Here is a 17590-nt window from a genome sequence, read left to right on the forward strand (position 1 = left end):
CGGCACGTGCGTCAGCGCAGTCCGATTCCTCGGGCCAACGCCGTCTCCACCAGGGTGTCGAGAAGTTCCGCATAACCGACGCCGCTGGATCCCCACATCTTGGGGAACATCGAGATCGACGTGAATCCCGGCATCGTGTTGATCTCGTTGATGACCGGCCCGTCCGCGGTGACGAAGAAGTCGACGCGCGCCAAGCCTTGGCAGTCGAGCGCCCGAAACGCCTCGACGGCGAGGTCGCGGATTCTGTCGGCGACGCCGTCCGGCAGGTCCGCGGGCAGATCGAACTCGCAGACGTTGTCGAGGTACTTGCTGTCGAAGTCGTAGAAGGAATGATCGTCCGACGCGGAATCGGGCATCCTGATCTCGGCTACGGCACTCGCCCGGATCGAGCCGTCCGGGAACTCGAGAACTCCGCACTCGACCTCACGGCCCTCGATTCCGGCCTCGACGATCACCTTGGGGTCATGTCGCCGCGCTGCGGCGACCGCGGCAGGCAAACTGTCCCACGAGGTGATTCGGGTGATACCGATCGAAGACCCACCGCGCGCAGGTTTGACGAAGGCCGGCAAGCCGAGCGAATCCTGCTGAGCAGGCGTGACAGTCTCGACATCGTGGCGGAGTACCACCTGTCGGCCCACCGGCAGGCCCTCGGCCGCCAACAACTTCTTGGTGAATTCCTTGTCCATCCCCGCCGCACTCGCCAGCACACCGGGCCCCACGTACGGAATGCCTGCGAGTTCGAGCAGACCCTGGATGGTTCCATCCTCGCCGTAGGGACCGTGCAGGACCGGGAACACGACGTCGACCGAGGCGAGGACGGTGCCCGCGTCCCCTTCGGACATGCCGACCAGTGCGCCCCGACGCGTCGGATCCGCGGTCAGTGCCAGCGCGATACCGCTCTTGTCGACAGACGGGAGTTCGCGACCTCGGATGGTCAACGCATCGGCGTCCGCGCCCCCGAGAACCCACGTTCCCTCGGTGGTGATGCCTATCGGGACGATCTCGTACCGTTCCTGGTCGAGATGCTTCAGCACGCTACCTGCGGATACACAGGAGACTGCGTGCTCGTTGCTTCGGCCACCGAAGATGACGGCGACCTTGGTCCGAGGTTTGCTCACGGTTCCAAACCGTACCGCCACCGCCTCACGAACCCCGGACTCGACCCACTTTCACTCGGGCTTGATCCTGCGTCCGAGCAGATGGCCCACCGCGTCGGGAACGGACATGCCTGCGTGACACACACGGTGTACGGCGTCGGTGAGCGGCATCTCGACGTCGTAGCTCTCCGCGAGCGCGCGTACCGACGTACAGGATTTGACACCCTCGGCGACCTGCCCGTGCGCGGCCTCCTGTGCACTCTCCATCGAGCCTCCCGAACCGAGACGCTCACCGAATGTCCGGTTGCGCGAGAGCGTCGACGAGCATGTCGCGACGAGATCGCCGACTCCCGCGAGTCCGGCGAGGGTGGCAGGTTTTGCGCCGAGGGCGGTGCCGAGTCGAATGATCTCGGCCAACCCGCGAGTCATGATCGAGGCAAGTGTGTTCTCCCCGTACCCGACACCGCTTGCCATTCCGCATGCCAATGCGATCACGTTCTTGCAGGCGCCACCGATCTCGCAACCGATCACATCGGAATTGGTGTAGGGACGGAAATATCCTGTGGCACAGGACTTCTGAATCTCCAACGCTCGCCGCGAATCGGAGCACGCGATGACCGTCGCCGCAGGTTGCCCCTCAGCGATCGGCCGTGCGAGATTCGGTCCGGACAGCGACGCGATCCGGCTCTGATCGGAGCCGGTCACCTGTGCGATCACCTGGCTCATCCGCAACAGTGTTCCGGTCTCGATCCCCTTGGCCAGACTCAGTAGAGTCGCATCGCCCGGGATCGCGTCGGTCCAGTCGGCGAGATTGGCCCGCAAGGACTGAGACGGGACTGCAAGCACGACGATGTCGGCGCCGTCGAGAGCGCGCGCGGGATCACTGGTGGCGGAGATCGACGACGGCAACGATATTCCGGGCAGGTAGTCGGTGTTCTCGTGGCCGTCGGTGATGGCCTCTGCCAGCTCGGACCGGCGGGCCCACATGGTCACATCGGTACCGGCGTCGGCGAGCACTTTCGCGAATGCCGTTCCCCACGATCCTGAACCGAGTACCGCTGCTCTGGTCATCGAAGCCACCTTCTTGAAATCTCGGAGGAATCCACCTGCGTCGCGCGGCCCACACACCGCCGCATCACACTAGCTCGCGGGCACATCTCACCGAGGTCGAACTCGGGTCCGAGACGGCCCGCTGGCAGGATCACTAGTCATGAGTACCGCGCACGTGGTGATTGCAGTGAAGGATCTGGCCACCGCCAAGACGAGGCTGGCCGATTCCTTCTCCGAAACGGACAGGGCCAGACTCGTCGTGGCCATGCTGCAGGACACGGTACGAGCTGCGCAGGCAGTCGAAGCAGTGGCGTCCATCACCGTCGTCACACCTGACCCCGAGGTAGCCGAGATCGCCCACCGGATGGGCGCGCGTGTCGTCGCGGATCCCTCCCCCGACGAGTCTCTCGACTCCGCGGACCGCCTCAATTCGGCATTCTCGGCTGCCGTCACCTCCGCCCTCACCGAGGACGGGCACGACATCATCGCGCTTCAGGCGGACTTGCCCGCACTCCGCACCGAAGAGTTGACGCAGGCATACGAGTCGGCTCGACCTGCGGCCCGTTCGGTCGTCGCCGATCATCATGGAACCGGTACTGCGGCGCTGATTCTCACCGCGGGTACCGACGATCTCACTCCCTTGTTCGGGCCTGCCTCCGCGCGGCGCCATCGAGAGTCCGGTGCGCACGACCTCGTCGGGGAATGGCCAGGGCTGCGACTCGACGTGGACACGCTCGACGATGTCCGTCAGGCATATTCGTTGGGCGTCGGCCCTGCCACGACGGAGGTTCTTCGGTCGCTCGGCTGGTGATGGCCGAGCCTCCGCCCGAAGATTTCATCGATCCGAGTTTCACCGGTCGCCCCGATGAGGGATGATCGTGGAGTGAGCAACAGTGAAGCGAAGGCCGACGAGTCAGGATCGAATGGCCCTTCGAGCGGGACGGAGACCGCGGAGTGGAGTGCGCCCCTGGCCAATGTCACACCGTCCAGCCCAGCGGCGCTCCCCGCGGCCACGGCACCCGACTCGGCCGACAGCAAGGACGCGCTGCCCGAAAACCGTTATCTCAACCGTGAATTGAGTTGGCTCGACTTCAACTCGCGCGTCCTTGCACTCGCCGAGGACTCGTCACTTCCGCTCCTCGAACGCGCGAAGTTTCTCGCGATCTTTGCGTCGAATCTCGACGAGTTCTACATGGTTCGCGTTGCCGGCCTCAAACGCCGCGACGAAACAGGGCTCTCGGTGCGCTCGGCCGATGGCCTGACACCGCGTGAACAGTTGGCTCTGATCGGTGAACGAACACAAGAACTCGCCCGACGCCATGCCCGCGTCCTACTCGACGCCATTCTTCCCGAGCTCACCTCGGAGGGCATCGAGATAATCCGGTGGTCCGATCTGGACGCGGACGAGCGCGAGCGCCTGTCCGGCTACTTCCAGGAACAGGTCTTTCCAGTACTGACACCGCTTGCCGTCGATCCTGCTCACCCGTTCCCGTACATCAGCGGGTTGTCTCTCAATCTTGCTGTGACGGTGAAGGATTACGCCACCGCCGGTGAACACTTCGCACGCGTGAAGGTACCGGACAACGTCGACCGTTTCGTGCGGGTCAGGCGCGGCGACAGCAGCCAGCGCATCGACGCGTTCCTGTCCATGGAAGAGGTGATCTCGGCTCACCTCGACGTTCTGTTCCCCGGAATGGAGGTCGTGGAGAGCCACGCTTTTCGTATCACCCGCAACGCGGATTTCGAGGTCGAGGAAGATCGCGACGAGGATTTGCTGCAGGCGCTCGAGCGTGAGCTCGCCCGTCGCCGGTTCGGCTCGCCCGTTCGTCTCGAAATCGCGGACGACATGACCGAGCACATGCTCGAATTGCTTCTCCGCGAACTCGACGTCGATCCCGGTGACGTCATCCAGGTTCCGGGACTGCTCGACCTGTCGTGCCTGTGGCAGGTGTACGGCGTGGACCGTCCGACGCTCAAGGACGCACCCTTCGTTCCCGCCACCCATCCCGCTTTCGGGGAGCGCGAGACTCCCAAGAGTGTGTTCTCGACACTGCGCGACGGCGACGTCCTCGTCCATCACCCGTACGACTCCTTCTCCACGAGTGTGCAGCGGTTCATCGAGCAGGCGGCAGCCGATCCGCACGTACTCGCGATCAAGCAGACGCTGTATCGGACGTCCGGTGACTCACCGATCGTCAATGCACTCGTCGACGCGGCAGGCGCAGGCAAGCAGGTGGTGGCGCTCGTCGAGATCAAAGCGAGGTTCGACGAGCAGGCCAACATCGAGTGGGCTCGAAAGCTCGAAAAGGCGGGTGTGCACGTCGTGTACGGACTCGTCGGACTGAAGACACACTGCAAGACGTGCCTCGTAGTTCGACGCGAGGGCTCGGTGATTCGTCGGTACTGCCACATCGGGACCGGCAACTACAACCCCAAGACTGCGCGAATCTACGAGGATGTGGGTTTGCTGACGTCCTCGCCCGAGATCGGCGCCGACCTCACCGATCTGTTCAACTCACTGACCGGGTACTCACGCAAGACCAACTACCGCAACTTGTTGGTTGCTCCCTACGGAGTTCGCCGCGGGATCATCGAGCGCATCGAGGCCGAGGTCGAGTACAAGCGAGCCGGACGCGACGCCGGAATCCGCCTCAAGGCGAACGCGCTCGTCGACGAGCAGGTCATCGATGCCCTCTACCGCGCCTCTGCTGCCGGGGTGCCGGTCGAAGTGGTCGTGCGCGGAATCTGCGCGCTGAAGCCGGGAGTTCCCGGCCTGAGCGAGAACATCGAGGTCCGTTCCATTCTGGGCCGATTCCTCGAACATTCCCGGGTATTGAATTTTCGCGGTGCCGACGAATTCTGGATCGGCAGCGCCGACATGATGCACCGCAATCTGGACCGTCGAGTGGAAGTCATGGCGCAGGTGAAGGATCCACGCCTGACGGCTCAACTCGACGACATCTTCGAATCAGCACTCGACCCGACAACCCGATGCTGGGTACTGCGTCCCGATGGTGGATGGGCAGCAGCACCGGCGCATGGCGAGAAAGTGCGTGAGCACCAGATCGAATTGATGCGTAGCCGCCGGAGCCGGGCTTCCTGATGCCCGCCGGCGACAAACCATTGCGTGCCAACATATTCGCCGCGGGAGCTGTGCTGTGGCGAAAGTCTCCCGACAACGAAGACGAGATACGACTCGCATTGGTCCATCGCCCGAAATACGACGATTGGTCCTTTCCGAAGGGAAAGATCGATCCGGGCGAGAATGCGGTCGAGGCCGCCGTTCGGGAGGTGGCCGAGGAAACCGGATTCGACGCACGGCTCGGCCGCTACCTGTCCAAGGTGACGTATCCCATTCCCGGGCACCAGAAGATGAAGAAGGTCGACTACTGGGCAGCGGAAGCTCGCACCGGGACGTTCGAGCCGAATTCGGAGGTGGACCAGCTCAGGTGGCTGAATCCGGCCGAGGCCGCCGAGCAGTTGTCGTACCCGATGGACCGTAAGATCCTGCGACGATTCCTGAAGCGACCCACCGACACCGATACGGTCCTACTCGTCCGACACGGTAGGGCCGGTCAGCGCTCACGCTACAAAGGCGACGACGCCCTCCGCCCGCTCGACAAAGTGGGGCAAGCACAGGCCACGGCTCTCGTCACCTTGCTTCGTGCCTTCGGAGCCGACACGGTTCATGCGGCGAACAGACGCCGATGCGTACAAACCGTTCAACCATTGGCGGACGAACTCGGCGCGCCGATCACGTTGGAGCCCACACTGTCCGAGGAAGGGTACTGGGATGATCCGGGCGCCGGGCGTCGGCGCGCACGCGATCTCGCGTCGTCGGGAGGCGTCACGGTCGTATGCAGCCAGGGCAAGGTGATTCCGGATCTGTTGACCTGGTGGGCCGACAAAGACGGTGTGACCCTGCCTCCTAATCGAAATCGCAAAGGCAGCGTGTGGGTGCTGTCGTTGCGCGACGGAAAGCTGATCGCTGCCGACCATCTGGCCAGCCCGCTACCGGCAATTCCGGCCGAAAGCTGACCGAACTGACCGCAGAAGGACGTCAGGGCCCCGACAACGAATGTCGGGGCCCTGACGTCTGTTTCGGTACGGCTGTACAAGTACTGCCGTAAGCGAGACTACTTGCGTGCAGTGCGCTTGGCCGGAGCCTTCTTGGCGGGAGCCTTCTTGGCAGGCGCCTTCTTCGCAGCAGCGGTCGTGGTCTTCTTGGCAGCGGTCTTGGCGGGAGCCTTCTTGGCTGCGGCGGCAGTGGTGGCAGTCTTCTTGGCGACCGTCTTTGCCGGAGCTGCCTTCTTGGCGACGGTCTTACGAGCCGTCGTCTTGGCCGGAGCTGCTGCCTTCTTGGCTGCAGTCTTCGCGGGGGCTGCCTTACGTGCCGTGGTCTTGGCCGGTGCTGCCTTCTTCGCGGCGGCAGTGGTCTTGCGGGCCGTCGTCTTGACTGCTGCCTTCTTCGCGGCAGTCTTCTTCGCGGCGGCAGTCTTCTTTGCCGGCGCCGACGCAGATCCACGCTTCACAGCGGGGCCGGTGGCAGGCAACTTCTGGCCACCAGCGATGACAGCCTTGAACTGTGCGCCCGGGCGGAATGCAGGCACGTTGGTCGGCTTGACGCGAACTGTCTCGCCGGTGCGGGGGTTACGAGCGACGCGAGCCGCACGACGACGCTGCTCGAAAACACCGAATCCGGTAATGGTGACGCTTTCGCCACGGTGAACCGCGCGCACGATGGTGTCGACGATGTTCTCGACAGCCTCTGTGGCGCTCCGCCTGTCAGACCCCAACTTCTCGGTCAGGGCGTCAATCAGCTCTGCCTTGTTCATGGATTTCCTCCGCAATATTGTGGCCCATCGTCGGACCGACTACTACAACGGTAAACCCCAAGACGTCAAGAGTCTATGCGCCACGCCAATTCTCATTCGGCGTGGCGGAATGATTTACCGCCGCAATGCGTGTCGGAGCCCGAAATCGCTACCCTTCGGAGGGCCCCTCGATACGCTCGGGAAGGGTCGTAGGTTTCCATGACGGCCTTGACTTTTCGTACTCCGCAATGGCCTCTACCTGGCGTAATGTCAATCCGATGTCGTCCAGACCTTCCAGCAGACGCCATCTCGTGTAGTCGTCAATAGCAAAGCGCACCACCAAGGTTCCGACAGTGACGGTCTTCTCGTTCAGGTCGACGATTATTTCCAGACCCGGCTGTTCTTCGAGGGCCTTCCAGATCAATTCGACGTCACTCTGCTCCACTTCCGCCGCCAGCAGACCGGCTTTGCCGGCGTTGCCGCGGAAGATGTCGGCGAAGCGAGACGCGATCACGACCCGAAATCCGAAGTCGGATAGAGCCCACACGGCATGCTCTCGGGAAGACCCCGTTCCGAAATCCGGTCCGGCAACCAGAACGGAGCCTCGGTCGTACGGGCTGTTGTTGAGAATGAACTCGGGATCGCCGCGCCACGCGGCGAACAGACCGTCCTCGAAGCCGGTGCGCGTCACCCTCTTCAAGTATTCGGCCGGGATGATCTGATCGGTGTCGACATTCGACCGGCGCAGCGGCACACCGATTCCTTTATGGCGGATAAAGGGTTCCATCGAAAATTCTCCTACGTTTGACGAAAATTCGGACGAGTTCGGACGGGATCAGTCGAGATCGGCGGGTGACGAGAGCGTGCCACGCACCGCGGTGGCGGCAGCGACCAACGGTGACACCAGGTGTGTACGACTGCCTTTTCCTTGACGTCCCTCGAAGTTTCGGTTCGACGTGGACGCAGATCGTTCACCGACGGCAAGCTGATCAGGATTCATACCCAGACACATCGAGCACCCGGCCTGTCGCCATTCCGCACCCGCGGCGGTGAAGATCTCGCCCAGACCTTCCTTTTCGGCTTGAGCGCGAACCCGCATGGATCCGGGGACGATCAACATCCGAACGCTGTCCGCGACCTTGCGGCCGTCGAGCACCTCGGCGACGGCACGGAGATCTTCGATGCGCCCGTTGGTGCAGGATCCGACGAACACTGTGTCGACGGGGACCTCACGCAACGGTGTGCCTGCCTCGAGACCCATGTACTGCAGCGCCTTCTGGGCCGAGACCTTCTCACCCTCGTCGGCGAAATCCTCCGGGTCGGGAACACGGTCGCCGAGCGGGGCTCCCTGACCCGGGTTCGTTCCCCACGTGACGAACGGGGTCAGCGTGGAGGCATCGATGTGTACTTCGTTGTCGAAGACTGCATCCGGATCCGTTGCGAGCTCGTTCCACGCGAGTACCGCCTCGTCCCAGTCGGCTCCCTGGGGCGCATGCGGCCTGCCCTCGAGGTACGCGTAGGTGATCTCGTCGGGGGCGATCATTCCAGCCCGAGCGCCTGCCTCGATGGACATGTTGCAGATGGTCATTCGCGCTTCCATCGACAGCTTCCGGATCGCCTCGCCCCGGTACTCGAGAACGTAGCCCTGCCCACCACCGGTTCCGATCTTCGCGATCACGGCCAGAATCAGGTCCTTGCTCGTGACTCCGGGCGCCAATTCACCATCGACAGTGATGGCCATGGTCTTGAACGGCCGCAGCGACAACGTCTGTGTGGCCATCACATGCTCGACCTCACTGGTACCGATGCCCATCGCGATAGCGCCGAAAGCTCCGTGTGTGGATGTGTGACTGTCCCCGCACACAACGGTCATGCCCGGCTGCGTCAGTCCCAGCTGGGGTCCGATGATGTGCACGATCCCCTGATCGAGATTCCCCATGGGGTACAGACGAACTCCGAACTCCTCACAGTTTCGCCGAAGGGTGTCCACCTGAGTTCTCGACACCAGATCTGCGATGGGCGCGAAGATGTCGGTGGTCGGAACGTTGTGATCCTCGGTGGCGATGGTGAGGTCGGGACGTCGAAGTGGACGCCCCGCCAACCGAAGACCGTCGAACGCCTGCGGGCTGGTGACCTCGTGCACGAGGTGCAAATCGATGAAGATCAGATCGGGTTCACGGGATCCACCTTCGCCACCGCCCTTCACGACGACGTGTTGATCCCATACTTTCTCTGCCAGTGTTCGTGCTGTGCCGGCCATCGGTTCCACCAACCTATTCTCCGAGTGTGTCGCGCCGGTGGGCTACGGGCCGGCCCACGTCGCGTTGTGTCGACGACACCGCGCACTGACCGTGCGACTGCGCGTTCCCGCAATGTGCATTCCCACTATGCGAGACGCTAGTATCGACCTATGAGACAGCATAGCGGCATCGGCGTTCTGGACAAAGCTATGGGTGTTCTGTACGCGGTCGCCGAAGAGCCGTGCACGCTGAGCGATCTGTGCACGCGCACCGGGCTCCCCCGCGCGACGGCACATCGCCTCGCCGTCGGACTGGAGATTCACCGACTCCTCACTCGCGACGCGAACGGCCTGTGGCGTCCAGGCCCCGGACTCGCCGAACTTGCCGCCACTGCCGCCGACACACTTCTCGATGCCGCTGCATCCGTACTCCCGCGTCTACGTGAGATCACCGGCGAGAGTGTGCAGATCTACCGCTGCGAAGGATCCGTCCGGGTGTGCGTGGCGTCGATGGAACCACCGACCGGCCTGCGCGATACCGTACTCGTCGGCGCACGTCTGCCGATGTCCGCCGGATCCGGAGCCAAGGTTCTGCTTGCATGGGCAGATCCACAGACTCAACGCGCGATTCTCCCCGATGCCGAATTCGGCGAACGCGTTCTGGCAGAGGTGCGACGACGAGGCTGGGCACAGAGTGCAGGCGAGCGCGAACCGGGCGTCGCGAGTGTCGCAGCACCCATCCGTGATGCTGTCGGCAATGTTGTTGCGGCCGTGTCTGTCTCGGGCCCCATCGACCGCATCGGACGCAGGCCCGGCGCTCGATGGGCTGCAGATCTTCTCGCCGCCGCCGAGGCGATCCACAAACGACTCTGATCCTGGAATTTCTCGAAGTCGGGTGCCGGGCAACTTCATCTGATAAGCAGATGAGCGTGGGAATCAATCAGCGATCGCAGATCACGATGACCGAGAACGACACCGCAGAGTTTCTCGAACACAGTCGCGTTGCGACGCTCGGGACGATCGGACACGACGGAGTGCCACATCTCGTCGCCATGTGGTACGCCATCATCGATGGCGAAGTCTGGTTCGAGACGAAGGCCAAGTCTCAGAAGGCAGTAAATCTGCGCCGCGATCCTCGGGTGAGTGTGTTGGTCGAGGACGGACACACCTACGACACGCTCCGCGGCGTGTCGATCGAAGGGCGCGCAGAGGTGGTCGACGATCCCGATGCAGTGCTGGCCGTCGGGATCAGCGTGTGGGAACGCTATACCGGACCGTACTCGGACGAGGTCCGGCCCTTGGTCGAGCAGATGATGAACAAGCGCATAGCGGTTCGCGTCGTTGTCGATCGGGTCCGGTCCTGGGATCACCGTAAGCTCGGGCTTCCGCCGATCCCACTCGGCGGGTCCACGGCCGAATACCTGTGAGTGCCGAACCTCGGCTCGAAAAATCGGGAGAGCCGACAGTCTCGGGTGGGGTACGTTTTGTCCTGTCACTTACGTCCTAGGAGCGAGATATGACGCAACCCAGCAACGAAGACCAGAAGAAGAAGTTTCGCGAGGCCCTGGACAAGAAGAATCACAAGGCAACGAACTCCACCGAACACAAGGACGGCGGACCCAAGGTGAGCAATGCGCATGGTCCTGCCGACCACCAGAAGATGTTTCGACGCAAGAGCGTCTGACACCGCACCGAGCTCGTCCAGGAAAACAGAAACCCTCCCACCGCGACGGTGGGAGGGTTTCTGTGCTCTTGTAGCCCCGACGGGATTCGAACCCGCGCTACCGCCTTGAGAGGGCGGCGTCCTAGGCCGCTAGACGACGGGGCCAGGAACTTCTGTGTACAACACTGAACTTGTACTGCACCTTCATAGAACTGGACGCCTTGCGGCGCCCGACTTCTTGAAAGCTCGACCAGCTTAACTGGCTGACGCTCGGCAACCAAATCACTGCCGAACGCTTGCTGGGGTACCAGGACTCGAACCTAGAATGGCGGTACCAGAAACCGCTGTGTTGCCAATTACACCATACCCCAATGACCTTCGACGCTGAACATCTGGACAAGCATGTGCACCGCGTTTCGAGCCGTGATAGAGACTATCAAAGGACACCCACGTTTCTCCAAATCGCCTGGTCACAGCAGCCACAGCCGGCACTTCGGGCCCCGGGGACCCGGGTGCACGACCCGTCGAGCTCCAGTGGACACTCGATCGAGTGAGCAGCCCGAGCCCGAACGAATGAAGATGATCGTGGCTCCGGCCGGCACGGGCGGAGTTCTGGTGCCCATCGACGAGGACGGCGCTCCGACCGGGCCTGCATTCGAGTACACCGATTCGGCCGCGACGATATCGCGCATCGAGGCCGACGAACACCCACGATGGGTCTGGGAGTCGGCCACACGCATGTATCCGGCGCTACTCGATCGCGATGTCCGCATCGGCCGGTGCCACGACCTCTCGCTCACCCAGTCGATCTTGTCCATGCGCCGAGGTGAGCCGTCGGCGCACGGCGCTGTCGACGTCGACGATCGACCCGGGCTCTTCGACACACATCACTACCCGACCGCGGACGCGCTCATCGAGTGGCACCGCACTCAGACGACGGAGATCGACGCCTCACCGGGTCTGCGCCTTCTCGTGGCCGCCGAGTCCGCGGGAGCACTGGCCGCAGCCGAGATGAGTTTCGACGGTCTTCCCTTCTCGGCGACACGACACCGTGCGTACCTCGAGGACATTCTCGGATCCCGGCCACCGGAAGGAGCACTCCCCCCTGCCATGGTCGATCTGGAGACGGAGATCGGTGAGGTGTTCGGTCGACGCGTCAACCCTGCGTCCCCGTCCGATGTGGTGGCGGCCTTCGCCAGGGCGGACATCACCTTGACCTCGACGCGCGCGCATGTTCTGAAGACGATCGACCATCGCGCCGTTCCGCTGATGTTGCGCTACCGCGACTTGTCGAAACTGTTCAGCACCAACGGCTGGACGTGGGTCGACGCGTGGGTGCGCGAGGACAGATTTCGACCCGTCTACGTCCCGGGAGCAGTTGTCTCGGGTCGTTGGGCGAGCCGAGGCGGGGGTGCGTTGCAGATCCCGAAAGCTCTGCGTTCGAGCGTTGTTGCCGATCCGGGACACACTTTCGTCATCGCCGATGCAGGACAGTTGGAGCCGCGCATTCTCGCCGCTATGTCCGGCGACCGACGAATGACGGCCGCCGCCGGCAGCGAAGATCTGTATGCACTCGTGGCGGGGGAAGCCTTCGGCGGTGATCGGGACCAGGCGAAGGTGGCGATTCTCGGAGTTCTGTACGGAGCGACGTCGGGCAACGCGCGTGCCCTGCTCGCGCTACTGCGCCGCCGCTTTCCAGACGCAGTCGAGTACGTCGAACGAGCAGCTCGCGCGGGCGAGCGCGGCGAGGTGGTCCATTCTTGGCTCGGCCGTGCATGTCCGGCGCCTCCGCCCGAATGGTGGTCGCACGGGGACGCTCGTGCCCGCGGCCGATTCACCCGCAACTTCGTCGTCCAGGCAACTGCGTCGGAGTGGGCGTTGTGCTTGTTGGCGGAACTGCGGCGACGGCTCCTCGCAGAACCGGACCTGGGCGAGCTGGTGTTCTTTCAGCACGACGAGGTCGTCGTGCACACACGCAATCCTGCGCCCGCCCAGGCACTCGTCCAGGAGTCCGCACTGGCTGCGACTCGACTGCTCTTCGGCGACACCGTCGTTCGATTTCCTTTGGATATCGCCGTACGAGAATGCTACGCAGACGACCGATCGTCGTGACCTTGACCGTCGAAAGACACCTCGATCTCCTCGAAACCTTTGCTGCGCTGCGCCTCTGCTTGACCTGTGTAGGTCAGACGGTCGCCTTCGGTGAGATCGACGTCGTCGGTGAACGGGGTGAGTAGCGACCGAGGATAGAGCCGATTCACGCGTACGACGTTGATTTCGACGGCGATGACAACGAGAACGGCTGCGATGTACATGAACGCGAGCAACCCGAGCACGACCGCGAACACCCCGTTCATGATCGACGCCTTGCTGACGACGTACTTGATGTAGACACCGCCGAAGGTCTGCAGGAGCTGCCAGACCACACCTGCGACCACGGCCCCGGGAAGGACGTTCCACAGCGTCAACGGACGCGCGGTGGCGAGCCGAAAAGCCACCGTGAACACGACGACGTTGAGCACCACTGCCGCGACCAGAACGACCGCCCCCGACACTCGGCCGAAGTATCCCGCAGAACTGGCGACGTTGACGGCGGTGATTCCCAGCACTGCCACCCCGACCGTGCTGAGCAGTGCCAAACCGCGCACCCTCGATTTGATGGGGTCGGGGCGCAGATTCTTGGGCACAGCCCACGCCGTGTTCATCGCGTTCTGTACGGCTACGGCCACGCCGAGGCCGCCGTACAGAGACCCGAGCACGCCGACGACCAGACCGAGCGTTCCGCCGCCGATCTGTCCCGGCTGACCGACGTCGTCGCCGATGATGGGAATCTGGCTCAGCGCCGAATCGAGGATCTCGGTCTGCAGATCGGGGTTTCCTGCCAGCACGATGCCCAGAATCGTCGAGCCGAGCAACAGCAGCGGAAACAGCGAAACGAATGCGTAGTAAGCGATCAGGGCAGCAAGGTAGCCGCCCTGATCGTCGACGAACTTGTAGATCACGGCAAGCGGAAACCCGAGCACCGGGTGTCGGCGCTGCAGCCGGTCCACCCGTCCGGACAGGCTCACCGGATCGCGCCGAGATCAGCCGACGACGGCACGCGCCGCGCCGAGTCTCGAAAGAGTCTTCTCGCGTCCCAACAGTTCCATCGACTCGTACAGCGGTGGACTGATGTGCGACCCGGTGATCGCAACACGAACCGGGGCGAAAGCCTTGCGTGGCTTCAGTTCCAACCCATCGATCAATGCTGTCTTCAGCGACTCTTCCACGTCGGCCGTACGCCAATCGGCAAGCCCGGACAGAGCCGCGATCGCGGCATCGAGAACCGGACCCGCGTCCGCGCCCAGGTTCTTCGCTGCGGCGGCCGGGTCGATGTCGAAATCGTCGTCGGACACGTAGAGAAACTTCAGCAATCCCCACGCGTCGGACAACACGACGATGCGCGTCTGCACGAGCTCTGCCGCGACCGCGAAACGAGCTTCGTCGATGTCCGCCGGAAGGTGATCGTGCAGGGTGAGAAATGCGCGAAGCCTCGCTGCGAAATCCGCAGGCTCCAACAATCGAATGTGCTCGGCGTTGATGGCATCGGCCTTCTTCTGATCGAAGCGCGCCGGGTTGGAATTGACCGTACCGATGTCGAATGCGGCAACCATCTCGTCGAGCGAGAAGACGTCGTGATCGTCGGAGATTCCCCAACCGAGCAACGCCAGGTAGTTCAACAGGCCCTCGGGTACGAACCCGCGATCGCGGTGGATGAACAGATTCGATTCCGGATCGCGCTTGGAGAGCTTCTTGTTGCCCTGTCCCATCACGAACGGAAGGTGTCCGAACACGGGTGTTCCGTCGGCCACACCGATGCGGGTCAGAGCCTCGTACAGGGCCAGTTGCCGCGGCGTCGACGACAGCAGATCCTCGCCGCGAAGAACATGGGTGATTTTCATCAGCGCGTCGTCGACAGGATTGACCAACGTGTACAACGGGTTTCCGTTGCCTCGGGTGATGGCGAAATCCGGGACCGTGCCGGCCTTGAACGTCGTCTCGCCACGTACGAGGTCGTTCCAGGACAAGTCGTGCTCCGGCATACGCAGTCGGACAACGGGTTTACGCCCCTCGTCCAGAAATGCCGTGCGCTGGTCCTCGGTCAGGTCGCGATCGAAATTGTCGTATCCGAGCTTCGGATCGCGGCCTGCGGCCTTGTGCCGAGCTTCGACCTCTTCCGGGGTCGAGAACGACTCGTACGCCTCCCCCGCCTCCAGCAGACGACGGACGACGTCGAGATGTTGATCGCGTCGCAGCGACTGCCGGTACGGCTCGTACGGCCCACCGACCTCGGGGCCCTCGTCCCACGTCAGGCCGAGCCACCGCAGCGCATCGAGGATCGCGGCATAGGACTCCTCGGAATCGCGCGCAGCGTCGGTGTCCTCGATGCGGAAGACGAACGAGCCGCCGTGATGTCTGGCGAATGCCCAGTTGAACAATGCGGTGCGGATGAGGCCGACGTGCGGCGTGCCCGTCGGCGAGGGGCAGAACCGGACGCGTACTTCGGTAGGGGTCATATCTCGCTCACGTTCTCAGGGCTGAATACTGCTCTAGTTCTTGGCCGCTCTAGTTCTTGGCTGCGACGGGATTGGTCAGAGTTCCAATCCCTTCCACGGTGACCGACACCGACTGCCCCGCGGTGATCGGACCCACACCCTCGGGCGTTCCGGTGAGGATCACATCACCTGGCAGCAACGTCATGACCGTGGAGATCCACTCGATGATCTCGGGGATGTCGTGCAACAGCAACGACGTCCGACTGCGCTGCTTGACTTCGCCGTCGACCTCGGTCTTGATCTCCACGTCGGACGCGTCGAGCGAAGTCTCGATCCAGGGACCGAGAGGGCAGAAGGTGTCGTGGCCCTTCGCCCGTGTCCACTGGCCGTCCTGCCGCTGATGGTCACGAGCGGACACATCGTTGGCGACGGTGTAGCCGAGGATGACGTCGAGCGCTTTCGCTGCGGGAACGTCTTTGCACGGTCGCCCGATGACGACAGCAAGTTCGCCTTCGTAGTGCACCTCGGTCGACGTCGGCGGCAACACGATCGGCGCGCCGGGTCCCACGATCGAGGTGTTCGGCTTGATGAAGATCACCGGATCCTTCGGCGCTTCCCCACCCATCTCGGCGGCGTGCGCCGCATAGTTCTTGCCGATCGCGATCACCTTGCTCGCCAGAATCGGTGCCAGCAGTCGGACGTCGGCGAGTGGCCACGATCGACCGGTGAAGGTCGGTGTGCCGAAGGGGTGTTCGGCAATTTCTTTGGCAGTACGTGCGTCGCCTTCACCCTCGATACTCACGAAGGCAACACCGTCAGGACTTGCAATTCGACCCAGTCGCATGCCGAAAGTCTATCGACCCACGATTCGCCACCTCCGACGCCATCGAACTACACCGAGCGCGGTGGGTGTAAAGTCGGCGCCGAAGTTCAAATGTCAGGATTTGGTGTCCACATAGTGAGATGGAGCGGCGACGGTGACGACGACCGAACAGCAGGAGCACACGAGCAGTTCGCGCAAATGGCTCATGCTCGCTCTCGGCATGCTCGCGCAGACGTCGGGCGCGGTGTTCATCAACGGCGCCGCGTTCCTCATCCCCGCACTCCACGACGATCGCGGGTTGAGCCTCGCCACTGCAGGAATCGTTGTTGCGATGCCCACCGTCGGCATCATGCTCACACTCATCGCCTGGGGCGTTCTCGTCGACCGAATCGGCGAGAGACTGGTTCTCGCAATCGGATTGGGACTCACCGCGCTGGCGAGTATCGCTGCATACTGGGCCACGTCGTTGGTCGTCCTCGGGTTGTGCCTACTCGTGGGCGGCATGGCCGCAGCAAGCGCGAACAGCGCAAGCGGACGGGTGGTCGTCGGCTGGTTTCCGCCACAACGACGCGGACTCGCCATGGGCATCCGCCAGATGTCGGTTCCGCTCGGAGTTGCCATCGCGGCACTGACCATCCCCTCCATCGCACGCGACCATGGAGTCGGACCAGCATTGCTCGTACCAGCCGTCATCTGCGCCGTCGGGGCAGTGCTGTGCATCGGCGTCATCGATCCACCACGACCGAATCGCGCGGCCGCCGAAGAGCAGGGTCTACTGGCGAATCCGTACCGCAGCAGTGCGCAACTGTGGCGAATCCACTCGACGTCGATCCTGCTCGTCGTGCCGCAATACGTGGTGTGGACCTACGCATTGGTGTGGCTGATGTCGGATCGAGGCTGGTCCGCCGCGTCCGCAGGCATCCTCGTGACCGTCACCCAGATACTCGGCGCCTTCGGGCGGATGGGTGTCGGCGCGCTGTCCGATCGACTCGGCAGTCGAATGAGACCCCTGCGGTGGGTCGCGGTCTCGACCGTGCTGAGCATGCTCGCCCTCGGCATCAGCGACTGGTTGAACTCCCCGGTCTCGATCGCGTTCCTCGTGCTCGCGTCCATCGTCACGGTCGCACCGAACGGGCTCGCGTTCACCGCAGTCGCCGAGTTCTCCGGGCCCTACTGGAGCGGACGGGCCCTCGGCGTCCAGAACACCGGGCAATACATCGCCGCCTCACTCGTCCCACCGGCCTTCGGCGCCCTCGCTGCCGTCAGCTTCCCCGTGGCGTTCCTCGTGTCGTCGATCTTCCCGTTCCTGTCGGTTCCCGTGATCCCGAACGACCACGAGTCCAAGGATTGAGATCCGCGGTTTCGGACC

General features: G+C 63.3%; 16 protein-coding genes and 2 tRNA genes. 8 read left to right on the top strand and 10 right to left on the bottom strand.

Annotated features, from left to right (window positions below):
- Positions 1-11 precede the first annotated feature (11 nt).
- Both RY1_RS04215 and RY1_RS04220 read right to left on the bottom strand, forming a co-directional pair.
- Positions 12-1118 (bottom strand): D-alanine--D-alanine ligase family protein, encoded by a 1107-nt coding sequence (locus RY1_RS04215; RefSeq protein WP_072802323.1) that lies wholly within the window; start codon positions 1116-1118, stop codon positions 12-14.
- A 51-nt stretch (positions 1119-1169) separates the two neighbouring features.
- Positions 1170-2168: an NAD(P)H-dependent glycerol-3-phosphate dehydrogenase gene (locus RY1_RS04220; protein ID WP_072802178.1), complete on the bottom strand. Its 999-nt coding sequence runs from the start codon at positions 2166-2168 to the stop codon at positions 1170-1172.
- A gap of 139 nt (positions 2169-2307) precedes the next feature.
- On the opposite strand from RY1_RS04220, the gene cofC reads away from it, so the two are divergent.
- The 3 genes from cofC (at position 2308) to RY1_RS04235 (ending at position 6185) form a co-directional block, all read left to right on the top strand.
- Entirely contained in the window at positions 2308-2958 is a 651-nt protein-coding gene (gene cofC / locus RY1_RS04225) for a 2-phospho-L-lactate guanylyltransferase (protein WP_072802179.1), read from the top strand.
- Positions 2959-3030: 72 nt separating this feature from the next.
- On the top strand, positions 3031-5250 hold the full coding sequence (locus RY1_RS04230) for an RNA degradosome polyphosphate kinase (RefSeq protein WP_072802324.1): 2220 nt from the start codon (positions 3031-3033) through the stop codon (positions 5248-5250).
- Entirely contained in the window at positions 5250-6185 is a 936-nt protein-coding gene (locus RY1_RS04235; protein ID WP_072802180.1) for an NUDIX hydrolase, read from the top strand. The genes RY1_RS04230 and RY1_RS04235 overlap by 1 nt, the downstream gene beginning before the upstream one ends.
- Positions 6186-6283: 98 nt before the next feature.
- Here RY1_RS04235 and RY1_RS04240 read toward each other — a convergent pair whose 3' ends face one another.
- The 3 genes from RY1_RS04240 to leuC all read right to left on the bottom strand — a co-directional run bounded on the left by RY1_RS04240 (position 6284) and on the right by leuC (position 9221).
- On the bottom strand, positions 6284-6982 hold the full coding sequence (locus RY1_RS04240; RefSeq protein WP_072802181.1) for an HU family DNA-binding protein: 699 nt from the start codon (positions 6980-6982) through the stop codon (positions 6284-6286).
- Between the two features lie 148 nt (positions 6983-7130).
- Entirely contained in the window at positions 7131-7748 is a 618-nt protein-coding gene (gene leuD / locus RY1_RS04245; protein WP_072802182.1) for a 3-isopropylmalate dehydratase small subunit, read from the bottom strand.
- A gap of 48 nt (positions 7749-7796) precedes the next feature.
- Positions 7797-9221, bottom strand: coding sequence for a 3-isopropylmalate dehydratase large subunit (gene leuC / locus RY1_RS04250; RefSeq protein ID WP_072802325.1), 1425 nt, complete (start codon positions 9219-9221; stop codon positions 7797-7799).
- A gap of 150 nt (positions 9222-9371) precedes the next feature.
- Here leuC and RY1_RS04255 point away from each other — a divergent pair, with 150 nt between their 5' ends.
- From RY1_RS04255 to RY1_RS30055, 3 genes are all read left to right on the top strand, one after another.
- A complete protein-coding gene (locus tag RY1_RS04255; RefSeq protein ID WP_072802183.1) occupies positions 9372-10073 on the top strand; it encodes an IclR family transcriptional regulator in 702 nt (233 codons plus the stop codon).
- Between the two features lie 56 nt (positions 10074-10129).
- Positions 10130-10627 (top strand): PPOX class F420-dependent oxidoreductase, encoded by a 498-nt coding sequence (locus tag RY1_RS04260; RefSeq protein ID WP_072802326.1) that lies wholly within the window; start codon positions 10130-10132, stop codon positions 10625-10627.
- 89 nt (positions 10628-10716) lie between these two features.
- Positions 10717-10884, top strand: a complete 168-nt coding sequence (locus RY1_RS30055; RefSeq protein WP_169914556.1) for a DUF5302 domain-containing protein — start codon at positions 10717-10719, stop codon at positions 10882-10884.
- Between the two features lie 71 nt (positions 10885-10955).
- On the opposite strand, the gene RY1_RS04265 is transcribed toward RY1_RS30055, so the two are convergent.
- Positions 10956-11028, bottom strand: a tRNA-Glu gene (locus RY1_RS04265).
- 134 nt (positions 11029-11162) lie between these two features.
- Positions 11163-11234: transfer RNA gene (locus RY1_RS04270), tRNA-Gln, on the bottom strand.
- A 202-nt stretch (positions 11235-11436) separates the two neighbouring features.
- On the opposite strand from RY1_RS04270, the gene RY1_RS04275 reads away from it, so the two are divergent.
- Positions 11437-12975 (top strand): bifunctional 3'-5' exonuclease/DNA polymerase, encoded by a 1539-nt coding sequence (locus tag RY1_RS04275; protein ID WP_072802184.1) that lies wholly within the window; start codon positions 11437-11439, stop codon positions 12973-12975.
- Here the strand turns inward: RY1_RS04275 and RY1_RS04280 are convergent.
- Genes RY1_RS04280 through RY1_RS04290 form a run of 3 tightly spaced genes read right to left on the bottom strand, consistent with a single transcriptional unit; the run spans position 12951 to position 16242 of the window.
- The gene (locus tag RY1_RS04280) at positions 12951-13931 is read right to left on the bottom strand and encodes a YihY/virulence factor BrkB family protein (protein WP_174565315.1); all 981 of its coding nucleotides are present in this window, start codon (positions 13929-13931) and stop codon (positions 12951-12953) included. The genes RY1_RS04275 and RY1_RS04280 overlap by 25 nt on opposite strands.
- 15 nt (positions 13932-13946) lie before the next feature.
- The gene (gltX, locus tag RY1_RS04285) at positions 13947-15419 is read right to left on the bottom strand and encodes a glutamate--tRNA ligase (RefSeq protein ID WP_072802185.1); all 1473 of its coding nucleotides are present in this window, start codon (positions 15417-15419) and stop codon (positions 13947-13949) included.
- 49 nt (positions 15420-15468) lie between these two features.
- Positions 15469-16242, bottom strand: a complete 774-nt coding sequence (locus tag RY1_RS04290; protein ID WP_072802186.1) for a fumarylacetoacetate hydrolase family protein — start codon at positions 16240-16242, stop codon at positions 15469-15471.
- A 133-nt stretch (positions 16243-16375) separates the two neighbouring features.
- Here RY1_RS04290 and RY1_RS04295 point away from each other — a divergent pair, with 133 nt between their 5' ends.
- Entirely contained in the window at positions 16376-17572 is a 1197-nt protein-coding gene (locus RY1_RS04295; RefSeq protein WP_084727150.1) for an MFS transporter, read from the top strand.
- The last annotated feature ends 18 nt before the right edge of the window (positions 17573-17590 follow it).

It is taken from the genome of Rhodococcus yunnanensis NBRC 103083 (assembly GCF_001895005.1).
In the GTDB taxonomy this organism is placed as follows: domain Bacteria; phylum Actinomycetota; class Actinomycetes; order Mycobacteriales; family Mycobacteriaceae; genus Rhodococcoides; species Rhodococcoides yunnanense.